The sequence below is a fragment of the Lysinibacillus sp. C5.1 genome, from assembly GCF_016350185.1.
GTDB classification, from domain to species: Bacteria; Bacillota; Bacilli; order Bacillales_A; family Planococcaceae; genus Lysinibacillus; species Lysinibacillus sphaericus.
The window spans coordinates 1,189,591-1,211,828 of sequence record NZ_CP066226.1; the positions used below are offsets into that span (position 1 = coordinate 1,189,591).

Below are 22,238 nucleotides of genomic sequence, written 5' to 3' on the forward strand. Positions count from 1 at the left end.
ATCCTCTCTTTTCATGCGTAATATCTATATATTAATGATAGAAATTTTGTACAGAACTGCTACTACGCAGAGATTGTACCGCTGCCTTTTTCTTAACACGTCTCCATAAAAATAACAGATAAACAAACAGTACAAAAATGATAAGATACGCTGTTAACATGGAACTTTCTGCATTCCCCATAAAATTAAAGAAGTTGTTGAAACCATGGAAGACAATCGTCAAAATAATAGATTGCCCATCGATTATAAGTAACGAAAGAACGAGACCTACAAGAAAGGCATAAATAATCTGTATAATGGTATCTTCCAGCGATTGTCCCCCAATAAGTTGCAATGCATGCGTCACGCCAAAAAGAATACTAGAAAGCCAAATAGCAGTAAAAGTTCCCTTAGATAACAATAAGCGCAGCAAGATGCCTCTAAAAACTGTTTCTTCAATAAAAGCAACAACAAACATTTGCATGATAAACATGAGCAATAAATCGCTAATGGATTCGAAATTTAACCCTTTCGTACTAAATAAAATAATACATAATACGAAAATCATAGGTGAGTAGACAAAGATATTTCCGATATTAATGGGAATAAAGAAATAATGACGCCATTTCTTTTTGGCAATTATATAAAGAACGAGACCGATTGCTAAAGGAATCAACAAAGCAAATTGCAAAAAGGGACTAGAAGGTTGTTGAATGGAAACGTAAGCCCCGTTGGCAACATAAAAAAATAGAAGAAGCAGTTCTAAACCTACAATTTTACAAATCATTTTTTTCATTTTGTCGATCCCTTCAAGGTTTTATGATGGCATTGCAGGAGCTTTTCGTAATGCACTTGAAATGACAATATAAATGATAATAATCATACCTAGTAAGCTACTGATTATTTGCAAAGTGGATGCTTTCGATAATGTCAGCAAAAGTGGCGAGTACCATCCGAAAATTACCATCATTATCGGAATCAAAGCCATTACACCAATAAAACTGTAGCCACCTAATGTGCCGAAGCGATAAAAGACGACATTTAAAAGCAGGCTAGAGATTAAACAAAGTAGTAGTAACACGGTATCTATCGCCATTGTTAGAAAAAATGAATCCGAACTGCTAAAAAAGAATAGAGGGTGAATAATGACCATATTTTGATAATCTAATAGATTTGAGACGAAGGAAATCATTTTGTGAGTACAGGCTATTATAAATGCACCAATAAGGCTCCAAACGATGAAAAATAAGCCTACGTTCCAAACATACTGCATACGGCTTAAGCCAAGCTTTAAAAAATAAGGCAATGTTTTATTTAAAATTTTAGCCCCCATCGTACTATAAAAAATATAGACAGGTATAGAGATGGTCATAGCAAAAGTAATATATTGTCCAAAAAAGGAATCAATAAAAAATGACAGTAGGACAATGGCGAACAAAATGCACCAAAAAATAATATTACTTTTCTTATAGCTTTGAAAAAATACATATAAGCTACCTTGTACTGTTTTCATTTTACTAACCTCTCTTTCTGCTGTTTACTTAAATACACTAACAGGTCTTGTAAAGATACATTTTCTAATGTAATATTTTGACCTTCGATTGCACGACCGTTGGCATAGACAACGGCCGTCATATCATGCATAAAAATATGCTTGTAAATGACTTCTAAGTCTAGTATTGCGCGTTCAACATCTTGAGCATTTCCTTTTACTGCAACAATATACTGATCCCATTGCTCCGCCGTTTTTTGCAGCAATAACTCACCTTCTTGCAGAATAAGGATTTCTTCAAACAATTCACTGGCTTCATCTATTAAATGCGTCGATAAAAGGAATAGCCTTGGATGTTCTATTTGTTGATCAATTAATAAATCATAAAATGTATTGCGGGCAGCTACGTCTAAGCCGATATAGGGCTCATCGAAAATGGTAATGGCAGCATGACTAGCAAACCCTGTAATAATACCAAGTGCAGATACCATCCCTTTAGATAAATTGCGCACTTTATCTTTTGGATTAAGGGCAAATACTTGAAGAAGCTCATTTGCAAGCTGTTCATCCCACTTTGGATAGAAAAAACGATTAGTCTTTAAACATTGTGCGATCGTCATATCTTCTTGAAAATTGCCACTCTCTGCAACAAAACAAATGTTACGCAATATAGCAGGGGCATTGAAAACATTCTCGCCATTGATACGTATATGCCCTTCAGTTGTAGGAATAAGCCCTGCTAATAAATTTAAAAATGTTGTTTTACCAGCGCCATTATGACCTAAAAAACCGATGATTTTTGGCCCTTCAATCGTAAAAGATACATTTTTTAAAGCATGTTTTTGCTTATACAGTTTGCTAACATTTCTAACATCAATCTTCATAAATTATCCCCTCTGTAACATATTTTGTAATTCTTCGTCAGAGATGCCTAATCGTACCGCCTCTTTTTTTAACGGTTCAATATGTTGTGCAAAAAAGTTTTCCTTACGTTCTGCAATTAAAATTTTTCGTGCATCTGTACTGACAAACATACCTACGCCTCGTTTTTTATAAATGACACCTTTTTCCACTAATTCGTTCACACCTTTGCCTGCTGTTGCAGGATTTATTTGATACTCTTTGGCAAATTCATTGGTTGATGGAATGCGATCTTCAGATTGTAGTTGCCCATCAAGAATGGCATCTTCAACCCGTTCACGAATTTGCTGGAAGATTGGTTTTTCATTGCTTAACGAATAAATCACAATCCACCTCCTAGTTAATTGGTTCATTACTTATGTAACTAACCATACAACGAAGCAATTAAATTGTCAATTTATTGTTGGTAATTATATCTAGTTTTAAAAATCTAGTTTTCATAAAGTTTATTTTCAAATTTTGTCCTTTTATGATTGGGCTAGGTTAGTTCGTTTCGGAGTTGCATGAGTAGGAAGGTGATAAAATAGCATGGCGGAGGTCGTCGTTTATAACTGTGAGCAAGGGGACGCGCATGAAAAAAATAAATGCCAGGTGTCTTGAGGATTTGTTGGAGGACCCATTATTTAGTCGTGCTTTGCGGTAATGTCTATAAAAAAAGACTCGATTCCACTAAAGAGGAATCGAGTCCATATTGTTAGACCCACCAGCACCAATGGGTTGCCACAACCACTTTTCACTGTGAGACTTTTGAGTGGTTGGCGTTAGTGTAAGAAATAACAATAGCTGTGTTTTCTTAGCATCACTGCTTGTGACAATTTAAACGTTTAGGGCTCGTTTTATTTATTCAATTCTTTATATAAAACATATTTTAAAGCAGAAATTTCATCTTCAGATAGTTTACCTTCCATTTCGGATAATATTTCATCCTCACTAATTGAACCGTTTTGCGCTTGTTCCTGAATATCAAGTAAACGATTAACGCCCACTTTTGTTATTAACACACGTATCGCTTCTTCCTTAGTTTGGAAGGGGAGAGTATCCGGATTTGTAGTTGCTGCCTCGCTTACAATTTCTTGAACTTTCGGATCGTTCTCGATATAGGTTTTTACTTCTGCTAGATTTTCGTCATCTAAAGTAGACTCCACTTTTTCGATAATTTTTTCGGAAGCAATATTTGTCCCAAAATGCCACATGGCATAGCCAGCTGCTCCGAGTAAAACAAGAATTATTGTGATAATTGTTAAAAACTTTTTCATCAACTCACTCCTGACACTTTGAATATAGCACAACTTGTCAAAAACCACGAAGAAAAGATACTTATGACATCGCCGACAAATACTAGTTGGGCAACATTATATATCTTAATTATAGTGGATATTTTACACTTTATGACGTTACGTTTGCACCTATAAGTTTTAACATTTTTTGTTTTTATACATTATTAAGGGAATTGTAGCGTACTACTAAAAGTATGACGAAACATAACGTGGAAGTGTTGCCTCATCGGCTCCGATGAGGAGGGACAATAGAAAAACAGCTTGGTATATTCTACTCCCAAGCTGTTTTCTTGTTATCATTCAATTCCCGCGTCAATTTTTACTTCAACCTGCTTGTCATTTACATATTGTAAGTAATTTTGAGCTTCGATGAATTGCTGTTGCATTTCTTTAGGCATTGTCTCGACGTCTGGAACACTAGAAACACCTAGTTGTGCCATCGTCGTTTCATAGGTCATGAGGGCTTGTATATATTGTTCATATTCTTCAGCCGTTAAAACGTCTTTACTTGATGGAAGGCCGTTCAATTTGTCAAAGTATGGTTGCACTTCATACATAGCGGCTTTAATCTCCTCTAATGGCTCTACGGGAATTTGAGAATAATCGATGTTGCCATTGTGGTTGCCATATTCAATTTTGGCACTTGTAAAGACATTTAATAATTCTTTAAATTGTTCATACTCTTCTTTTCCTAAGTCACCTTTTGCTTGATCGAGTTTTGCATTGAATAATAAGTAACTTTCCATTGTCACATTTGCAGCATGTTTTTTTAGATTATCAAAAGAACCATATAATTCATCGGCAAGTAATGCTTGATAAGCAAATACGCCTGTTGGAATCATTAACGAAGCGGAAATCACAGCGATAGCTAATCGTTTCTTAACAAAACGATTCAATTTACCACCTTTTTCGGATTTTGCTTTTTTAATGCCCAATTTACTTCTTTCGTGGATTTCAGCAGGGATGTCAATTTGTGAAAGCTCTTGTTTAAGATCATTATGCATAGCTATCTACCTCCTTAAAATTTTGACGAAGCTTATCTAGAGCGCGGTATAGGACAGACTTTGCGGTTCCTAGTGGGATATCTAATATCTCGGAAATCTCCTTTAATGTCCGATCATCATAATATTTTAGTAAAATGACACTTTTTTCATCCTCTTGTAAAGTGTCAATTAGCTTATTTAAAGATAACGTCAGTGCAATATCTTCATCTTCCGTCCTCATAATCTTGTCCAAGTTTGAATTTAGCGGAATTACTTTTTTATTTTTATTAATTAAGTTTAGGGCACAATTAATCGTTATTTTCATTAGCCATGTCTTGAAAAATTCAGGCTTTTTCAATGTACTGATTTTTTTAAAAGACTGATAGGCCACTTCTTGAACAAGATCTAATGCATCTTCTTTATTTTTTACATAGACAAAAGCCATTCGATAAATATCTGCTTCGTACTGTTGGAAAAGCATTACATAGGCTTTATCATTTCCTTTTTGTGCTTTCTTTACTAAACGTTCAAGTTTCATCGTATTTCCTCCTTTCGTTTTCGTTGTACGTCTATTAGACAAACGATCAGGTGTTTTGGCTTAAATTTTTTATCAAAAAATTAAAAGTAGTTGTCAATTGGATGTCAATTATGAAAGTATAGTTTTAAAAGTGACGAGACGCATATGGATAATCAACCCTCATTAGTGTGTTATATTAGACATGAAAAAAATAGTCAATTTCTTTTAGTATTGAAATTTAATTTAAAATAGTATAAGATTTACAAAATTACATATGAAAAGCTATGAAAAGAAGAGTAAACATATGTACGATCTACAGAGACCTCTGGGAGCTGAAAAGGAGGGATACGAAATATGTTGAAACAAGCCTTTGAGCTGTGCATTGGATTTATTTGTTGACACAATGATGATGCAACGTATTCTCACGTTAACGGGATAGAGTATCGCACGATTTTGAAAAATGCCGTACTCGATAAGGTTGCTACAGCAATGTAGAAACGAACTGGGGTGGCACCGCGATATGACTCGCCCCCAAGATACTATCTTGGGGGTGAGTTTTTTATTTTGTTTTATTAAAAATAAAATAGGAGTGGTGATAATGTCCAGATGGAAGTATCCTTTAATGCTGTTAGGCGGGATAGGCATTTCAAATGTGGGTGCGTGGGTTTATCTGATTGCACTTAATTTAATCTTATTGAATGAAACAGGTTCCCCACTTGCCATTGCTTTATTATATATCCTCGGTCCAATCGCAACGATTTTTTCAAATACTTGGGCAGGTAGCTTAATTGATCGGGTAAATACGCGGCTACTTATGATGGGATTGGACATGTTCCGGGCATTATGTATTGCGGTAATTCCTTTTTTACCTTCGCTTATTTATGTCTATGGAGTAGCATTTATCATAAATGTGGGCAGTGCTATATTTCAGCCTACATCGATGGTGTATATGACGAAACTAATCCCTGTGAAAGATCGGCAACGTTTTAATGCACTACGTAGTTTTATCAATTCTTGTGGTTCATTAATAGGGCCTGCTATTGCGGGTATATTATTTTGGCTAGGCACACCGTATACTGCCATTCATATAAATGCAATTGCATTACTTTTTTCGGCACTTCTTATCATGATGCTACCTAATGTTGATGTAAGAGATAAAGAAACAAAAATGCAAAGATTTTCATGGGAATTAATAAAAAAAGATTGTCATGTAGTTGTGAATTTTACAAAGGAAAATGCTTATATCACCAAAATTTATTTATTATTTAGTGGTACTACGATATTTATGACTGCAATCGATTCTCTAGAGGCAGCATTTGCTAAAGGTGTACTGTCAATTTCAGATACTAATTATGGGTATTTACTAAGTATTTTTGGAGCTGGCATTATCATCGGGTCTATCATTAATTCTATATTTACAAAGCATCTTGCGGTGAATCATTTAATAGGTGTCGGTACTATTTTCACCTCAATTGGATATCTAGTATTTTATAGTGCTAGCGGTTTTTTTAGTGCAGTACCAGGTGTATTTTTAATAGGCTTTGCCGTAACATTTGCAAATACAGGCTATCTAACTTTTTACCAAAATCATGTACCTGTAAAGATAATGGGAAGGTTTGAAAGCCTCTTTCGTGTTATTGAAGCAAGTATTATTGTAGCCGTAACGATTGTAATGGGTTTAGCCGCTGAATTCACTTCGATTCGACCTGTCGGCTTAATTGGTGCGATGTTCTTCTTGTTCTTAGGGTTATTGGCTTGGAAAGCTGTAACGGGGACAAAAAAGCAAGCGTATTTTAAAAAAGAGGTATCTTCTTTCAATAATTAATAAAGCAATAGAGGAGGCAGAAAAATGAAATATATTGAATGTGAAAATGTTACTAACGAGGAGAAAGCCCATATTTTTCAAGCGTTATTAAAATACAATCTTTCAAATCTTGAAGAAAAGGTAGTAAAAGATATTGGAATTTTTGTAGAAGATGAAAAAGGAACTAGAGTTGCAGGGTTAATTGGAGAGACACATGGAAATTGGCTAGAAGTTGAGTATTTATGGGTAAGTGAAGAACTTCGTGGACAGCATATTGGTACGGAACTAATGGATAAAGCAGAGAAGATTGCTAGAGATAGAGGTTGTAAATATGCATTTTTAAATACGTTTAGTTTTCAGGCACCTGATTTTTACGTGAAGCTTGGCTATAAAGAAGAATTTGTACTCACCCATTATCCACTAACAGGTAAGCGATATTATTACACAAAAAAGCTTTAAAAAACGTTTGTACTATAAAGTTCTGAAATGGCGGCTGTGTGCACGAATGAGAATAAAAGTTGACTTTCCAACAGTCGAAATAACATACCACATAAAGGACTTGCGCATAAATACATGCAAGTCCTTTGTGCTATATTGCCGGCTTTCTTCATTGAATGACTAATTTTAACTATTCCGATAAGAATTATGAGTGGGACGAAATAAATCTTCCTCGGAATTTCTAACAATAGAAAAGTGGTCAACATTATAATGACCGTGCAGGGTAGTATTATGATGCTGTATAATTTGTTCGGAACTTAAAACAGCATTGCCCAATGTTGAATGCCCATCCTCGACTAACGTTACATCAAAACCACTGATTGTTGCTGTTCTAACAGCACTATCTATACAGTGCTGTGTTTCACAGCCCATCATAACAATATGTTCAATATGCTGTGTTGTTAAATGTTCAAGCAGTCCTGTCCCATAAAAAGAATTTGTTGCAGATTTATCAAAGATCTTTGCTTCAGTAGGTACAGTAATTTCATTGTGAATTTGAAATCCATCCCTGTCCTTCAGCTACATCAAGATCCCTTACAAAAATAACTGGAACTGTTGCTGCTATTGCTTTGTTAATTACTTTATTAATAGTAATAATAAGCTTCTCTTTACTGAAAATTTGACCTGTTTCTTGATTTCCATCAATCAATGCTTGTTGTGCGTCGATGATTAATAATAGTTGCTTCAAATAATTTTCCCCTTTCAAAATGTGGGGAGACGCTAAAAGATTGGTTACTTAGTCGTAATCCCCTAGTTTTTTAAGTGCCCATTTCGTTTGTTTATCATCCTATCAACCTCCTAAACAAAATTTGACTACTAGTCAGTTAAATTATACCATCTGTGATGAAAATCAATATACTGTTGACGAAGTAATACATCATATAATGCTATACTTCAATTACTCTAGTACTAATAAGGAGCATGATAAGATGGATGCGAAATATATTCATTTCAATGAATTTGGTAGCCCTAAAGAGGTATTAAAACTCGAGTATAAAACGATTGAACCACCTAAGGATAATGAAGTGCTTGTAAGAATGCTAGTAAGACCAATTAATCCCTCTGATTTAATTCCTATTAGAGGATCGTATGCTCATCGTATAGCATTGCCCAACATTCCAGGTTATGAAGGAGTTGGAATTGTTGAGAATGTAGGTTCTTCTGTTTCGAAGAATCTTATTGGTAAACGTGTGTTACCTTTACGTGGAGAAGGAACATGGCAAGAATTTGTTAAAACATCAGCAGAATTTAGCGTTCCTGTACCTGATTTAATAGATGATTTTACAGCTGCTCAAATGTATATCAATCCAGTTACTGCGTGGGTAGTTTGTACAGAAGTTTTAAAATTAAAAGCAAATGATGTATTATTGGTGAATGCTTGTGGTTCAGCTATTGGACACATTTTTGCTCAATTTTCTAAAATAATAGGTTTTCGATTGATTGGCGTGACAAGAAATAATAAGCATACAGAGAAATTACTTCATCTAGGAGCTTCTGATGTAATAGATACTTCTAGAAGTGGTCTTTATGAAACCGTTATGGAATTGACAAATGGAATAGGTGCAAATGCAGCAATTGATTCGATTGGAGGCTCTGATGGCAATGAATTAGCTACATGTGTCCATCCTAATGGGCACTTCTTAACGATAGGTCTACTATCAGGAATTCAAGTCAATTGGGCACATATTGTAAATGGCGCACAATTGAATGCGAATATGTTTCATTTAAGGAATTGGAATAAAAATGTATCCGTGAGCAAATGGCAAGAAACGTTTACTCATGTGACTAGGCTCATCAATGACAAAAAATTGCGCCTGATGCAGGCCGATTCCACCTATGACTTATCAGATTTAACAAAGGCAATTGACGCTGTTGAAGCTACTAAAAAGACGAACGGTAAAGTATTTTTAACAAGCTATTAAGTATATTTCTAAGCCATGAGTCGATTAATGGGCTTCACTTTCGTGAGGTCCATTTTTGTTTATCGATAGGGTAGAATGGATAGCTTCCTTTTAATTGATCACTAAATAGGTTGATTGTAATTATATGAAAATATAAAATAGACTTTGTTATAGATTACCAAAATAGATTTATAATGGCGATTTATGAATACATAAAAAGAACATAGTAAGGGAGTGTACTGATTGATAAAGATTAAACATTTAGTATTAGCATTGGGCTTCAGTTTACTATTATCAGGTTGTAATAGTGAAAAAACTGTTAAGGAAGAAAATGAAATAAGGGCAGAATCTGAAATCCTTGCATTAGAAACGCTTTTAAAGGAAAAGAAATATGAGGATCTTTTGGTGAAATTGGAAACTTTAGATTTACCTGAATCGGAAACTGATAAAGTAGATGAATTTAGTATAAAATTTGTGGACCAATTGATAAGTGAAAATAATTATACTTTTATAAGTTCGAAGTATTACAGAATTAGGTCAGCGGTCAGTCGTGAGAATTGGATTAAAATGGAGAAGTTTTCGAAACAAGGTAAAGAGTTAGTGCTAGATGAAATGGAACAAGCAGTTAGAAACAAGGATTTTCAAAAGGTTCAAGAAGTGTATGATAATGAAAAAGGACTTCATGATAATGATGAATTTTTAGCAATGTATAATTATGCTCTTTATTTACAAACTGACCAAAATTCGTACAAGGCTTCTGGAGCTTTAGCACTTGCTGTTGATCCTGAATATTATGGAAGAATGAAAGATGAAATTATTGCAGGGGTAACGAATACATCTTATAAAAGTCCTTTATCATTCGGACCTATAACGAAAACCGATTGGAACTATATTGAAAGTGAATATCAGCGAAATTTAAATACGATGATTATAAGAAAGGAAGAGGCGAGAGTAAGAGACGAAAAAATTGAAGCTGCTAGAGGGATGAATCCTACTTTAGGAATGACCTATGACGAAGTAAAAGCATCTTTATGGGGTGAACCAATTGATATTAATAGAACCGTAACAGTATACGGGTCTTATGAACAATGGGTTTATGGAAATGGTCAATACCTTTATTTTGAAGATGGCATTTTAACAAGCTTCCAAGATTAACTAATTTTAAATATTCATTCAAAAACTTTCAGATTCATTAAGAATTTGAAGGTTTTTTTGTTAGATTAAATCATTTTTGAACGAAATAAAGTATTTTACAGTCTAATGGAGGAAGGAGGCGAAAAGAATGGAATTCGAAATAACAAAGCGTGCCATACGTGGAGATCATCAAGCGATACTTTCTCTTATTGAAGTGGACGAAGAAATTTTATATCGCATGGCCTTTACATATATGAAAAATGAGCAAGACGCTTTAGACGTGATGCAAGAGCTAGTTTATAAGGCGCTTAAAAAAATGCATACCGTTCAACAACCCGAATATGCCAGAACATGGCTCGTGCGCGTCTTAATCAATTGCTGTAAAGACCATTTGCGAAAACGTCAACAAACCGTTCAGATCGAAGAATATCATGTATTTGAATGGGCCATTTACTCAGATATTGAGAGATTATTAGCGCAATTAACCTTGTCAGAGCAACAAATCGTCTATATGAAATATTTTCAACAACTTAAAAACAAGGAAATTGCCGAGCTCAATCAAATTCCAGAAGGTACTGTAAAGTCTAAACTTCATCACATTCTAAAGAAGCTTAGAAACTTCGCAAGAGAAAAGGAGGACTGGCTATGAAAAAACCACCAATTGATGTGCCAAAGGAGCAACTTCAACAAATTCGAATGGATGTATTGCGCAAAGTACAGCGAGAAAAAAGAACAAAGAAGCGTATGGCTTCTGTAGCAATCGTATTTTTGTGTTGCTTAAGTCTATTACTTTCTATTCGCGTTTCGCCAACTGTTGCTAGCTATGTTGCAAAAATACCTGGCTTGGACGCCATTGTATCAGCGGTAGTAAGAGATAAAGGGATAAAAGATATTGTGGAGCATAAATATTATGAAGAAATTAATAAGACGCAGACGAAAGATGGTCTATCTCTTACATTACAAGGCGTGATAGCAGATCAGTCAGGTTTTGTCCTTTACTATGATGCGGATGCTTCATTTGAATTAAATCTGGAGGAAGTCCAATTGTTCCAAGGAGACGATGAAATTAAATGTGGTTGTTCATTTACGATGGGTGGGGGAAATCAAGCATTTATTTCATCTTCAGTGGAATATAGTTTTTCTGAGCCAATGGCCTATACTTCACGGGACTTTACAGCCGTATTTCGTTTTAAAGATAAGAATCAAGGGGAAATTGAAATGACGATACCGTTTTCCTTACAAAACGAAATTGCGGAGGAAAAAGTTTTTATTGCTAATCGTACTGTTGAAGTCGAAGGTCAAAAGTTTACTATTACAAAAATTCGCCGTACCCCACTAAAATTGGCACTTGACATTGAAGTAGACAAAGCAAATACAATGCAAATATTAGCACTTGATGATATTGCAGTCGTAACGGAAAGTGGTGAGCGTAGAGAAAGCATTCGTAGTAGTCATTCAATGAACGGAGATATTCGGGACGGCAAATATACGCTCTATTTGCAAAGTAATTATTTTGATAATCCACAGTCATTAACGGTGTTGATAGGCGCTGTTCAAGCTGTTCCAAAGGGGGAGGACTTTATCGAAGTTGATTTTGGTAGACAAGAAGTACTCTCAAAACCTGATTTTTTAGATTGGGATATTTCTGTAGAGCAACAAAGTTTAAAAACGGCTGCAAAAAATTGGGATGGTCGTATACGACATATATTTTATAGAAGTGGTTTAAAAGCAGATGGCACGACATTAGCATATAAAGGCGGCACATTTTCAGATGATGATGAGTATCTCTATTCAACAGAGTCCTTTGATCAATATAATGGTAAAGCTAAAATATTTTTCAACTATTACTATAACCCGATTGGGGAAGATATTGAAGTAAAGATTCCATTGCAATAATTTTGCTGGTATGGTTTTACTGGCGATTTCACCTATCTTTAAGGCGATAGTGTTAGATTGAACGCAATCAATCTAACACTATTTTTATTACGTAGGACTATATTTCTTCATTAAAGTAGATTTTATAAAATTTTCGATTTGTTTCCTCATCAAAGCCTACCTCAATAAGCTCTTCCAGTTGCTCGATATCACGGACGTTCACTTGAATTTCAATCGCGGAATCCAATTTAATTTTACGTTTATAACTTTTTTCAGCTTTAGCAAGGGCACTTTCGGAAATCACGGTTTCATAGGGCTTGACTGAATTGACGATAATGTCTTTTTGCGTTGAATCGGCTGCATCGAATACAGTTTCAATATAATCGTTGACTTGAAATTGTTCTTCACTGTGGAAATAATCGAGCGTTTTATTTAGCAAGCCTAACTTCTCGGTATTGGTAAAACGATCTTCTTTCAAAATATACTTCTTACATTCTGTTAATGCCAAGTTTGTTTTATGGTAATGTTCATCAGCTACTTTAATTTTTAAAAAACGTTCTTGCCAGTACACGACATCTTCTTTTTTCTTCGTTTTCATAAAGACAACTGGCGCTTCATCAGCTCCCATATCAACGATGACAGCCATATTATTCATTTTCTTAACGTTAATGCCGTCGATGCCATTAACAGTCATTTTATTTTGTTCATTTTTTATATCTAAAAACATTTCTTTTTCTTCAATTTTGACAATGGCAATAACTTTCTTTGGCTCTGTAGACAGAAAACAATTGTCAAATAAGCCAATAAACAACTCGCCACTTTTAATATTCGGATGCCCAGATGCACTATGTAAGTGGCTAGCGATATGCTTGGATTGTTCTAGAAAACTAGCGTCCTCATCAAAAATAGCTTTTACATACGTATACACTTCATTTAAGCCGATAGCTGTTTCATGAAAAAATTCATATTGCTGCTCAAAGTCGAGTTTATTAAATGCTAATTGTGTAAATGCTGCTTCCAGCATAACTTCAGGTTGAGAAAATGCTTCCTCTCCATAGACAAGGGTATCGCTTACATAATGTACAACATATTGAGCTAATTTACTTTCACTAACTTCTAACATACTTTTCCACCTTCGATATATTTGTTTCGATAATTTACCATAGCACACCCCGTACAATTTTGATATGGATTTTATATGTTGATAGACCAGGAGTTGATGTGGATTCGGATTTTACTTTAATGTAATGCTAGTGTTTTGATATATTTAATATAGAAAATTAGGTTATAGGAAAGGAGACGCATAAACGTAGTTGCTTCTTTGTTATTTTTAACCCTCCTGCAAACTAGTTTTTTCTTTACAATAAGTTTAGCAAAGTGAAATAGAATTTTTAATAATATCCTTCTATTTTTAATTGAATTAAACGAAAAATTCTGATAAATTATTAAAAAATACTTGAAGGGAGATTGAAGCTATGATGATTCATACAAGTTTTAATAGTAGTTAAACTTATGTAAATGAATTTTTTGATGTTGTTTGTCTTCTATCAATTTTACAGCAAATGATGTGTAGCGGAGTATTTTTAGAGAATACAAATTTGTCTAATGATACTAATTTTTTACTAAAATCTTAAAAGTAAAGAAATAACCTAAACATCCTTAAAAGTAAAAAAATATAGGAGTGAAGAATTTATGAAAAAATTCATGTTTGTATTACTTTTATTATTAGTTTCAATAGGTATAGGAGAAAATAAAGCTTTAGCAGAATCAATTACCGCGGAAGTTAATTACGGTAATGAAAATGATATTAATCAAGAAGAAATTGATAGAAGATTAGGAATTGTATTTGACTACTTAAATGAACATGCAAATCAGGATTTTAATAATGAATCTTCGTTAGTTTATGATATTCCAGTTGGAGAAGGGATTATTGTTAATGCTGAAATTTCTAATCAAGAGGTTTTAAGAACAAGAGCAATTGGTAGAAGTAGAGATTCTATTAAAGCAAATACAAATTATAATTATAGTTTAAGACTTACGAACATAGTAGGCTCTGGAGATATAACTATATATACTGTGAACTATACTACGGTAGCCCAATAGCTCCTGGAAAAGATGTATATAGAATAACAGTAAATAATGTTTCTATTTTTGGTACACCCCCTTCTGGCTTTAGCGTAGGGAATACAAATACCTACATAAAAAATAACAATAATATTATTGTAAGTACTGGAGGATACATCACATATAAACGTGTTCTTCTAGCAGATAAAACTATAAATTTCAATGATGTTTCATTAGGAAGCCTTGTGGGCGGAACTTTAGTAGTTAACTATTCATATCGAGTGAATTAAAAAGGTGTGATTTCGTTGAAAAGTAAATCTAAAAAAATATACTATATTTCGCTGCTTCTGATTGTGATGATTGCTATATCGTACTATCTTATTGGGCAAAAAAAACCAAAACCCGAGGTGACAAGTGAATTGACTGAGTTTTTGCCAAATGGTGAAAAGAAGGTAAGAGTGATGGAAGAAGTCGATGAAGAAACAACGCAGTGGCGGAGAGCAAAAGAGGCAGATATACAATCACTCATAGCAGAACAAACAGGTTTAAAAGGTGAAGATGTTCTAGTTTCGGCAACCACTGAATCAAATATAGGCGATACAAAGAATCAAGAAATAGCATGTTCAGTTGTGCTACGCACGGAGTCAGCATTTGATGACAAAATTATTCAAAACGTAGTAGATGGGATTATCCATGTTTTCAAACAAGATTCGGTGGAAGCAAATATTAGTAAAGAAAACATTGTAATTTCAAATAATACGGATGTCCTCCATTAAAAATACAACTGCTATGTAAAAAGTAAATAACCGTTTGGAAGTAAAGAGGGTCTACTTTGACAGCACCTCACTATCACAAATGATATGCTCTCAAAATTTTATTTGTTTTATATGCCTACACTTGGGAGCATATCATACTTTATTGGGTGCTTTTTTATGCCGATAATCAACCATTTTATTTAGAAAATTATAGATTTTATAAACTACATAAAATAATAGAATTTAATAATAACAAATAACATATTAGCAAATAATACAATTTTGCTAGGTGGCAATTCTACGTTCAGCTTGGAACGTATCACGAAAGGAGGTAATTTTGTGCGGAAAAACATTGCTATTTTTAGTTTGAGTATCGCTTTTATTTTAGGCATACCATTTAAATGGGTTCAATATAAAGGGGGAAGGAGTAATGGGGTCCCGTCACATTTATACGGATTTACAACTTCCCTGCTGTTAAACTATACATATAGATGGATGAAACTCATCAACACATTGACTTATTTTGTGAAACGCTTTACAATATGTTTAAACAATTAAACATTATAACGGAGTGTGCAATGAGCATGGACGAATTTATTGGCAATCAGAAGGCAATTCATATTTTCGAGAATTTAAGCCTCTATTTTCATAGCTTGGGAGACCCTATTCGGCAGCAAATCATAGCGTTGCTGATCGACAAAGAGAGTATGAATGTGACGCAAATTACAGAACTTATTCCCATGTCACGACCTAACGTCTCTCATCACCTGAAAGTATTACGGCAAGCAGGGCTGCTTAAGGTTCAGAAGAAGGGCACGCAAATGTTCTACAGTCTTGAGTTTGACGAAGTAATAGCCCTTATGAAACAGCTTGTCCATTTCGTTGAAGAGGAATGCCAGTGCTAATGTCATTAACTTGACTAGCACATGTCATCCCTTTTTTTATAAGCATTATGTTTATAAGATTAAACGTTTAATCATTTAATTATTTAAAAGGAGATTGATAATATGAACAGAAAAATGGTACTTATTGTAGGAGGATACGGTGCAGTAGGCAGACAGATTGCTCAAATATTACATGATCGGCACCCCGAACTGGATATCACTTTGGGAGGAAGGTCACCGGAAAAAGCGGCACCTTTCGAGTCCGAACGGGTCCAAACAATCGTAGTTGATAATAATGCGGATGATCCACTACTTTATGTAACCGACAATGTATCGCTAATCATTAACTCAGTAAACGATCTGCAGGATCGGCTGCTTCTGTCGGCAGTTAAAAGGAAAATTCCACTCATCGATCTTACTCGCTGGACAGAGCTATTCCAACAATCGGTCACCAAGTTAAAAAAAACAGATCTTCATTCCCCTGTCGTGCTGTCTTCCGGATGGATGGCGGGAACTGCTTCACTATTCGCCAAGCTGCATTCGACCTCACTTCAGAACGTCGTCGTTAATATTCATGCGCTATACTCGCTGCAGGACAAAGCAGGACCTGATTCTGCGGCGTACATGGATCGTATGACCATTCCATTCTATATTACGGAACCGGAAGGAAGACGTCTTGTATTTCCAATGACAGAGCCGGTGAAAGTCCAATTTCCAGATGGATATACTGCAAAATGCTACCGGCTTGACACTCCTGATCATGTGACATTGCTAAGGGCTGGCAATGTCGACTCAGCCAACTTCCGCATCTCTTTTGACAGCAAAGCCGCTACCTCGATGCTTGTCGGAATGGTTAAGAGCGGAATATGGAAAATGATAAGTGGAGAGCGATTCCGTTCACTTAGACGAAGCCTGCTCTACAATCCGGGTACTGGCAGTGCACATCACATCCTTATTCATCTAAAGGGACGAGATCAGAATGGGCACTGGGTTGAACGAAAAATCACAATTTCTGATCCGCTTGGTCAGACTCATCTTACCGCCTTGGGAGCTGCTGTCCAAGCAGAAAAGCTATTGCGCATACCAGAGGACAAACCGCTAGCTCCAGAAATTTATTTTCCAGAAGATTTACCTGATGTACGGATGGATACCTCTGAAATTAGCAATTTTTTCAAACAATATGGAGTTCTTATATCTCACTAACTCAAATTTTGTAGGACGAAATCGGCAAATAAACCCTGATAGGGGTCCCGTCAGATTTATGCGGATTTACAACGTTAAGAAATATACACGATTTTATGCAAAGTAGAAGCACAAACAAAACAAGTAAAAATACTGATACGTCAACCGTTTACGCCACCTGTATAAAAAGACGTAAAAGTAATGTTCATAAGAAAAGCCACAAAACTGAAGTGACCCGTAAAAGTTTGACACGGTAAATTCGTTAGGCGCTTGTGTAAAATGAGTTCGGTATTGCACCGGACTCATTTTTAATGTGCGCCCGGCATGCGTATAAACTATAGGGTGCAAGTCCCGAGCCACGAAGACAGAAGTAGAGGTTTGGTGTGGATATTTCGCTCTAGCAGATACACATTCTATTTTTAAAACGTTGGATAGTTGGATTAAGCGAAGATTACGAATGTGCTTATGGAAGAATTGGAAGAAACCCCGAACAAGAGTCAGGAATCTTACTCGCTTAAACGTTCCTTACGGGAAAGCATACGAGTGGGGGAATACTCGAAAAGGGTACTGGCGCATTTCGAAAAGCCCCATATTACACAGAACCCTCGGCAATTCCTATTGGGAAAGCCAAGGGCTGAAAAGTCTGCAAGTTCTTTACAAAACTTTGCGTTATTCATCTTAATTGAACCGCCGTATATGGAACCGTACGTACGGTGGTGTGAGAGGTCGGAAGTTAATCACTCCCTCCTACTCGATTTTATACGGGGATTCGATTCCCTTTTTCATCGTAGAAGGCGTGGATTTTCCCTATCGCTGTTACGCCTTTGAAAAGTTGCTTTTGCGTAGCCCAGTCACTCGCTTCTAAATAGCCTAGCGCTCATTATTGCAAATCTAAAAAATCTCCGTCCCGAAGTCTATTCACGAAATTCTGAAGCCAAGTGTAATACGATACACCGTGTCGTAACTTATGTAGGTCACGCAAGCATTCCTGTCTTTCGGCATCGGGGGTACCCTCCGCAAGTGCAATTTCAGATAGCTCGGGAATTACCTGGTTGATTGCCCCAAGCATGATGTCGATTTCCCGCTGGAGTTTCAGTGTAAAGAAGACACGAAATGTTTGGAAAAAATCGGTCTCCGCCACATATTGATCTTTTCGTTCCTTTTTCTCTTCCAACTTGGTGACCATTCTAGAATCCATCAGCGATCGTATGGCATAGCTCATGTTGCTCTTACTCATGTTCATATAGTCTTTCATGTCCTCAAGTGTCATCGGTTTATCCTCGAAAAACATAATGCCATATAGCTTACCGAATGAATGATTAGCGCCATACAAATCCATCGTCTGCGCGATGGCCTCGATGACCTGAGCGCGTAATTCGTTACGACTCTGCGACACTCCTTCACAATCCTTGGTTGGTTTCTGTTCCATGTAAACACTCCTTATCATTTTGCTAAACTCATACAATTGATTTACAAAAAACATTTTTAAATTAACAAGCGATTAATATCCAGTTAACACATAAAGTTTATATTGAGTGTACAATAAATTTTGTACAAACAAAGGTTTTAACCTTATTTAGGATAATTTTATCAAATGTACAAAGAAAATTGAACAACAAAATAAATAATGTTGATAGTTAGAGTGAAATGATCAGGTGATATATTTACATTATCTTACAGCATTCTGTCGGCGATGTTTGGTTGCGTTCCTTATATCAATATCTTCTGGCGTACATGCAATAGACAAGATTTTACCAGAGATTAGTGGAATCATCACTTCGAAGTAGCTATAACGGATCAACAATAATATAAATGGGGGAATTTTAAGAATGTCGAGTATTACGTTGAAGTCTTTGTCAAAACAATATACAAGTGAAAAATCCACGCTCGATAATATTAATCTTGATATCAAAGATAAAGAGTTTCTGGTACTGCTAGGTCCATCAGGGTGTGGTAAGTCCACTTTGCTACGTATGATTGCCGGTATTGAAGAAATTACGCAAGGTGAAGTGTATATTGGGGATGTTTGTGTAAATGAATTGGAGCCTAAGGATAGAGGAGTAGCGATGGTTTTTCAAAATTACGCGCTTTATCCGCATATGACGGTATTTGAGAACATGGCTTACGGTTTGAAGATAAAAAAGGTAAAAAAGGCGGAGAGAGAAAAACGAATCAAGGCGGCAGCAGATATTTTACAAATAACGCCATTGTTGAAACGATTTCCGAGTCAATTATCGGGCGGGCAAAAACAGCGGGTTGCAATTGGACGAGCCATAGTTAAAGAACCAAAAGTCTTCTTAATGGATGAGCCGTTATCCAATCTGGATGCGAAATTACGAAATGAAATGAGAATTGAAATTAAAAAGCTTCATGAGAGACTAAATTCTACGTTTGTCTATGTCACGCATGATCAAGTGGAGGCTGTTACCCTTGGAGATCGAATCGCCATTATTGCAGAAGGAAAGTTTAGGCAGATTGGAACACCTATGGAAATAATTGATAGTCCAGTGGATATGTTCGTGGCGAATTTTATTAGCTCACCGCCTATCAATTATTTAAATGCATTTCTGATAGACCGAAATGGACAAGTCTATGTAGATATAGATGGAGTGTTGCTGGAGACAAATTTGCCAATAGAAGTATTAAAAAGCCACACGGAGGTTGTAGCGGGTATTAGGCCTGAACATTGCTTCATTTCAGAAGATAAGAACAATACCTTAGAAATGGAGGTGCTGTTTACTGAAATTATTGGTACGGATGTGTTGTTACATCTAACATATCAATCCTTCAATTTTATAGTGAAAAAAAGCTTTACTGAAACTTATACGCAGGGTCAGAAGTTGAACGTAGGAATGTATGCAAATCAGGTCCATATGTTTGACAAAAATACACAAAAAAACTTAAGGAGCCCGCAATGAATATTCTTATCTCATTAGATGGTGTAAGTCATGAAATATTTGCACGATATTCACAGGATTTTATCAATAACGGATTTTCATACTGTAAAAAACTGATTACAACGTTTCCATCCGTTACTTTTAATGCTCATGCGACGGCGATAACGGGGAACCATCATCCCAAACATTTTGTGGTGGATAATATTGTCACCCATTCTAAAACGATGGAAAGAATAGAGCTGTACGGAGATCACGACATCATTTGTAATGAAACACTACATAAACAGACCTTATTTTATTCACTTGCCAAAAATGCATTGAAAAGCTGCTGTATCCATTGGCCGTTAACAACAGGAAATCCTTATATTCATGATTTAGTTACAGAATCCAGCAGCAAAAAAAAGTTGCAAGGAAACGCTTCAGTGGAAAACATCGATAACACATCATTGCGTGAGATATTACAAGCCATTGAATCAGAAGCATACGACTTTATCGCTGCAAGGTTTGTTGGATATGATGCATTTTCCCATCTACACGGGAAGGACTCGAAGGAGGCAGTTAATTGCCTAGGCCAGCTAATCGAACATATTGCCCAAATTGATCAGTTGTTGCGAAAGTTGCAACAACCATACAACTTGATTATCTTTTCTGATCATGGGCAAAGCGACGTTCAATCATTCTTTTATCCAAATGAGGTTTTAGCGCAAAGTCGTTGGCGGCAGAGTTTGTACAACAAAGAAATACGATTTGTCGGCGACGGAAGTGGAGCGTTGTTATTTTATAGCTTGTTGGAACATCAGCATAACAAAGAAATTATGGAGTTTTTTAGCCAATTTCCACAAGTGAATCATTTTCATCAGCTAGCAAGTCACTCCAGTTCTGACTATCAACCAGTCGGTATTTTAGATATGAACAATACGGTATGCGGTGAAGACATTGTTCCTCCAGAACAACCGAAGTACAAGAATTTGAAAAGCTTGCATGGTTATCATCAGTCCAATGTGGATGAAATGAATGGATTTATGGTGTGTATCGGTCATCAAATCGAGGATAGCAAAATAATTGAAGAAACGCATATCGAGAACATTGCACCTACTTTAGCTAGGTTGTTTGAAATCTCACACCAATGTGATGGTAAAAACATCAATGAACTGATTAGGGGGCATGCATAGATGGCTAAGCCAATCAGCATTAAAAATGGGAAAGACAATCTATGGTCGCTTGCACTGTTGTTACCAATACTTATTCCCTTAATTATTTTTTGGATTTATCCAATGATAAAAACATTTCACATTAGCTTTACAAATTGGGATTACATTTCACCTACCTATGATTATGTAATGCTAGAAAATTATAAAAATATAATGGGTGATTCCTTTTTTGTGAAAGTTTTAATGAATACGCTTGTATTTACAGTTTTCACAGTGCTTCCGCCAATCCTAATTGGATTACTTGTAGCTATACCGTTAAGTAAGATTAAAGCGTTTCGTACTTTTTTTGTCGCTTCCGCTTTTTCATCATGGATTACACCAACTGTGGTCGTTTCAATGGTATGGGTCAGTATATTTGATACGGATTCAGGCATTGTTAATGCAATTCTAAAAGAACTAGGTGCAGAGCCAGTTAAGTGGTTGGGAGGTCAAACCACCGCAATGGCAGTAGTCATTATCGTCACTATTTGGCAATATTTAGGTCTTGGTATATTGTTGCTAACCTCGGCAATGGCAAAATTAGATCCAGAGGTGGAGAAAGCCAATGATTTAGATGGTGGAAAAGGATTACGAAAATTAATAAAAATTACATTGCCAGCAATCTCGCCTATCCTTGTATTTTTATTCATTTTTTATACTTTAAACTCGCTTAAAGCCTATGATCAGATTTACATTTTGACGCAAGGTGGACCTTCAGGTGCAACTTCAACAATCTTATATTATTTCTACGTGTTAGCTTTCGAGTGGTATGAAACGGGATCTGCTTCGGCATTGGCGATAATTTTCCTTCTGCTTTGTCTGCTGATTAGCGCGATTAACTTCTTTTTATCTAAATACTTGTTTAAGAAATGAGGTGGGGATTTG

The 22,238-nt window shown here is 35.7% G+C and carries 22 protein-coding genes, 2 pseudogenes and 1 other annotated feature; of the genes and pseudogenes, 14 read left to right on the plus strand and 10 right to left on the minus strand.

The features are described 5' to 3' along the window. Positions 1–31: 31 nt before the first annotated feature. The 7 genes from I5435_RS05455 to I5435_RS05485 form a co-directional block, all read right to left on the minus strand. Positions 32–775: a CPBP family intramembrane glutamic endopeptidase gene (locus I5435_RS05455; RefSeq protein WP_337983356.1), complete on the minus strand. Its 744-nt coding sequence runs from the start codon at positions 773–775 to the stop codon at positions 32–34. Between the two features lie 21 nt (positions 776–796). Continuing rightward, positions 797–1,492 carry a hypothetical protein gene (locus I5435_RS05460; protein ID WP_108029548.1) on the minus strand — a complete coding sequence of 232 codons (696 nt, stop codon included), beginning with the start codon at positions 1,490–1,492 and terminating at the stop codon, positions 797–799. After that, positions 1,489–2,355: an ABC transporter ATP-binding protein gene (locus tag I5435_RS05465; RefSeq protein ID WP_024361600.1), complete on the minus strand. Its 867-nt coding sequence runs from the start codon at positions 2,353–2,355 to the stop codon at positions 1,489–1,491. Before I5435_RS05465 ends, I5435_RS05460 begins: the two co-directional genes overlap by 4 nt. Before the next feature lie 3 nt (positions 2,356–2,358). Then, positions 2,359–2,718: a GntR family transcriptional regulator gene (locus tag I5435_RS05470; protein WP_024361599.1), complete on the minus strand. Its 360-nt coding sequence runs from the start codon at positions 2,716–2,718 to the stop codon at positions 2,359–2,361. A gap of 510 nt (positions 2,719–3,228) precedes the next feature. Beyond that, positions 3,229–3,648, minus strand: coding sequence for a hypothetical protein (locus I5435_RS05475; protein WP_024361598.1), 420 nt, complete (start codon positions 3,646–3,648; stop codon positions 3,229–3,231). 317 nt (positions 3,649–3,965) lie between these two features. Beyond that, entirely contained in the window at positions 3,966–4,673 is a 708-nt protein-coding gene (locus I5435_RS05480; protein ID WP_025218844.1) for a DUF3600 domain-containing protein, read from the minus strand. Further along, positions 4,666–5,190 (minus strand): sigma-70 family RNA polymerase sigma factor, encoded by a 525-nt coding sequence (locus tag I5435_RS05485; RefSeq protein ID WP_024361596.1) that lies wholly within the window; start codon positions 5,188–5,190, stop codon positions 4,666–4,668. Before I5435_RS05485 ends, I5435_RS05480 begins: the two co-directional genes overlap by 8 nt. A 254-nt stretch (positions 5,191–5,444) precedes the next feature. Next, positions 5,445–5,705, plus strand: a binding site (T-box leader). Positions 5,706–5,767: 62 nt separating this feature from the next. Here I5435_RS05485 and I5435_RS05490 point away from each other — a divergent pair. Both I5435_RS05490 and I5435_RS05495 read left to right on the plus strand, forming a co-directional pair. Further along, the gene (locus tag I5435_RS05490; RefSeq protein WP_337983357.1) at positions 5,768–6,994 is read left to right on the plus strand and encodes an MFS transporter; all 1,227 of its coding nucleotides are present in this window, start codon (positions 5,768–5,770) and stop codon (positions 6,992–6,994) included. Between the two features lie 24 nt (positions 6,995–7,018). Continuing rightward, a complete protein-coding gene (locus tag I5435_RS05495; protein ID WP_024361594.1) occupies positions 7,019–7,432 on the plus strand; it encodes a GNAT family N-acetyltransferase in 414 nt (137 codons plus the stop codon). 165 nt (positions 7,433–7,597) lie between these two features. Here the strand turns inward: I5435_RS05495 and I5435_RS05500 are convergent. Next, a pseudogene (locus tag I5435_RS05500) lies at positions 7,598–8,159 on the minus strand (cysteine hydrolase family protein). Positions 8,160–8,400: 241 nt separating this feature from the next. Here I5435_RS05500 and I5435_RS05505 point away from each other — a divergent pair. The 4 genes from I5435_RS05505 (at position 8,401) to I5435_RS05520 (ending at position 12,402) form a co-directional block, all read left to right on the plus strand. Then, the gene (locus tag I5435_RS05505) at positions 8,401–9,393 is read left to right on the plus strand and encodes a zinc-dependent alcohol dehydrogenase family protein (protein ID WP_337983358.1); all 993 of its coding nucleotides are present in this window, start codon (positions 8,401–8,403) and stop codon (positions 9,391–9,393) included. A 222-nt stretch (positions 9,394–9,615) separates the two neighbouring features. Further along, positions 9,616–10,527, plus strand: coding sequence for a hypothetical protein (locus I5435_RS05510; protein ID WP_024361591.1), 912 nt, complete (start codon positions 9,616–9,618; stop codon positions 10,525–10,527). A 127-nt stretch (positions 10,528–10,654) separates the two neighbouring features. Beyond that, positions 10,655–11,155: a sigma-70 family RNA polymerase sigma factor gene (locus I5435_RS05515; protein ID WP_024361590.1), complete on the plus strand. Its 501-nt coding sequence runs from the start codon at positions 10,655–10,657 to the stop codon at positions 11,153–11,155. Further along, on the plus strand, positions 11,152–12,402 hold the full coding sequence (locus tag I5435_RS05520) for a DUF4179 domain-containing protein (protein ID WP_024361589.1): 1,251 nt from the start codon (positions 11,152–11,154) through the stop codon (positions 12,400–12,402). Before I5435_RS05515 ends, I5435_RS05520 begins: the two co-directional genes overlap by 4 nt. Before the next feature lie 97 nt (positions 12,403–12,499). Here the strand turns inward: I5435_RS05520 and I5435_RS05525 are convergent, their stop codons facing one another. Then, complete coding sequence (locus I5435_RS05525; protein WP_108029552.1) at positions 12,500–13,504, minus strand: nucleoid-associated protein; 1,005 nt, start codon at positions 13,502–13,504, stop codon at positions 12,500–12,502. A gap of 569 nt (positions 13,505–14,073) precedes the next feature. On the opposite strand from I5435_RS05525, the gene I5435_RS05530 reads away from it, so the two are divergent. From I5435_RS05530 to I5435_RS05550, 5 genes and pseudogenes are all read left to right on the plus strand, one after another. Next, positions 14,074–14,484, plus strand: coding sequence for a hypothetical protein (locus I5435_RS05530; RefSeq protein ID WP_229388843.1), 411 nt, complete (start codon positions 14,074–14,076; stop codon positions 14,482–14,484). A 266-nt stretch (positions 14,485–14,750) separates the two neighbouring features. After that, a complete protein-coding gene (locus tag I5435_RS05535) occupies positions 14,751–15,221 on the plus strand; it encodes a hypothetical protein (protein WP_108029554.1) in 471 nt (156 codons plus the stop codon). A gap of 563 nt (positions 15,222–15,784) precedes the next feature. Continuing rightward, positions 15,785–16,105, plus strand: coding sequence for an ArsR/SmtB family transcription factor (locus I5435_RS05540; RefSeq protein ID WP_337983359.1), 321 nt, complete (start codon positions 15,785–15,787; stop codon positions 16,103–16,105). A 102-nt stretch (positions 16,106–16,207) separates the two neighbouring features. After that, positions 16,208–17,287, plus strand: coding sequence for a saccharopine dehydrogenase family protein (locus tag I5435_RS05545; RefSeq protein WP_108029556.1), 1,080 nt, complete (start codon positions 16,208–16,210; stop codon positions 17,285–17,287). Between the two features lie 358 nt (positions 17,288–17,645). Next, a pseudogene (locus tag I5435_RS05550) lies at positions 17,646–17,948 on the plus strand (group II intron maturase-specific domain-containing protein); the annotation flags it as partial. Between the two features lie 198 nt (positions 17,949–18,146). Here the strand turns inward: I5435_RS05550 and I5435_RS05555 are convergent. Further along, complete coding sequence (locus I5435_RS05555; protein WP_337983360.1) at positions 18,147–18,695, minus strand: GbsR/MarR family transcriptional regulator; 549 nt, start codon at positions 18,693–18,695, stop codon at positions 18,147–18,149. Positions 18,696–19,095: 400 nt separating this feature from the next. On the opposite strand from I5435_RS05555, the gene I5435_RS05560 reads away from it, so the two are divergent. Genes I5435_RS05560 through I5435_RS05570 form a run of 3 tightly spaced genes read left to right on the plus strand, consistent with a single transcriptional unit; the run spans position 19,096 to position 22,226 of the window. Then, positions 19,096–20,184, plus strand: coding sequence for an ABC transporter ATP-binding protein (locus I5435_RS05560; protein ID WP_337983361.1), 1,089 nt, complete (start codon positions 19,096–19,098; stop codon positions 20,182–20,184). After that, a complete protein-coding gene (locus I5435_RS05565) occupies positions 20,181–21,335 on the plus strand; it encodes an alkaline phosphatase family protein (protein WP_337983362.1) in 1,155 nt (384 codons plus the stop codon). Before I5435_RS05560 ends, I5435_RS05565 begins: the two co-directional genes overlap by 4 nt. Further along, positions 21,336–22,226, plus strand: coding sequence for a carbohydrate ABC transporter permease (locus I5435_RS05570; RefSeq protein WP_024361577.1), 891 nt, complete (start codon positions 21,336–21,338; stop codon positions 22,224–22,226). Positions 22,227–22,238 lie beyond the last annotated feature (12 nt).

What these genes read in the sequence shown, in the direction of transcription:
- I5435_RS05460 (WP_108029548.1), bottom strand. Translation starts at nt 1,492, where the DNA reads ATGAAAACAGTACAAGGTAGCTTATATGTATTTTTTCAAAGCTATAAG.
- I5435_RS05455 (WP_337983356.1), bottom strand. Translation starts at nt 775, where the DNA reads ATGAAAAAAATGATTTGTAAAATTGTAGGTTTAGAACTGCTTCTTCTA.
- I5435_RS05545 (WP_108029556.1), top strand. Translation starts at nt 16,208, where the DNA reads ATGAACAGAAAAATGGTACTTATTGTAGGAGGATACGGTGCAGTAGGC.
- I5435_RS05520 (WP_024361589.1), top strand. Translation starts at nt 11,152, where the DNA reads ATGAAAAAACCACCAATTGATGTGCCAAAGGAGCAACTTCAACAAATT.
- I5435_RS05525 (WP_108029552.1), bottom strand. Translation starts at nt 13,504, where the DNA reads ATGTTAGAAGTTAGTGAAAGTAAATTAGCTCAATATGTTGTACATTAT.
- I5435_RS05490 (WP_337983357.1), top strand. Translation starts at nt 5,768, where the DNA reads ATGTCCAGATGGAAGTATCCTTTAATGCTGTTAGGCGGGATAGGCATT.
- I5435_RS05560 (WP_337983361.1), top strand. Translation starts at nt 19,096, where the DNA reads ATGTCGAGTATTACGTTGAAGTCTTTGTCAAAACAATATACAAGTGAA.
- I5435_RS05505 (WP_337983358.1), top strand. Translation starts at nt 8,401, where the DNA reads ATGGATGCGAAATATATTCATTTCAATGAATTTGGTAGCCCTAAAGAG.
- I5435_RS05485 (WP_024361596.1), bottom strand. Translation starts at nt 5,190, where the DNA reads ATGAAACTTGAACGTTTAGTAAAGAAAGCACAAAAAGGAAATGATAAA.
- I5435_RS05570 (WP_024361577.1), top strand. Translation starts at nt 21,336, where the DNA reads ATGGCTAAGCCAATCAGCATTAAAAATGGGAAAGACAATCTATGGTCG.
- I5435_RS05480 (WP_025218844.1), bottom strand. Translation starts at nt 4,673, where the DNA reads ATGCATAATGATCTTAAACAAGAGCTTTCACAAATTGACATCCCTGCT.
- I5435_RS05475 (WP_024361598.1), bottom strand. Translation starts at nt 3,648, where the DNA reads ATGAAAAAGTTTTTAACAATTATCACAATAATTCTTGTTTTACTCGGA.
- I5435_RS05530 (WP_229388843.1), top strand. Translation starts at nt 14,074, where the DNA reads ATGAAAAAATTCATGTTTGTATTACTTTTATTATTAGTTTCAATAGGT.
- I5435_RS05555 (WP_337983360.1), bottom strand. Translation starts at nt 18,695, where the DNA reads ATGGAACAGAAACCAACCAAGGATTGTGAAGGAGTGTCGCAGAGTCGT.
- I5435_RS05515 (WP_024361590.1), top strand. Translation starts at nt 10,655, where the DNA reads ATGGAATTCGAAATAACAAAGCGTGCCATACGTGGAGATCATCAAGCG.
- I5435_RS05465 (WP_024361600.1), bottom strand. Translation starts at nt 2,355, where the DNA reads ATGAAGATTGATGTTAGAAATGTTAGCAAACTGTATAAGCAAAAACAT.
- I5435_RS05540 (WP_337983359.1), top strand. Translation starts at nt 15,785, where the DNA reads ATGGACGAATTTATTGGCAATCAGAAGGCAATTCATATTTTCGAGAAT.
- I5435_RS05565 (WP_337983362.1), top strand. Translation starts at nt 20,181, where the DNA reads ATGAATATTCTTATCTCATTAGATGGTGTAAGTCATGAAATATTTGCA.
- I5435_RS05495 (WP_024361594.1), top strand. Translation starts at nt 7,019, where the DNA reads ATGAAATATATTGAATGTGAAAATGTTACTAACGAGGAGAAAGCCCAT.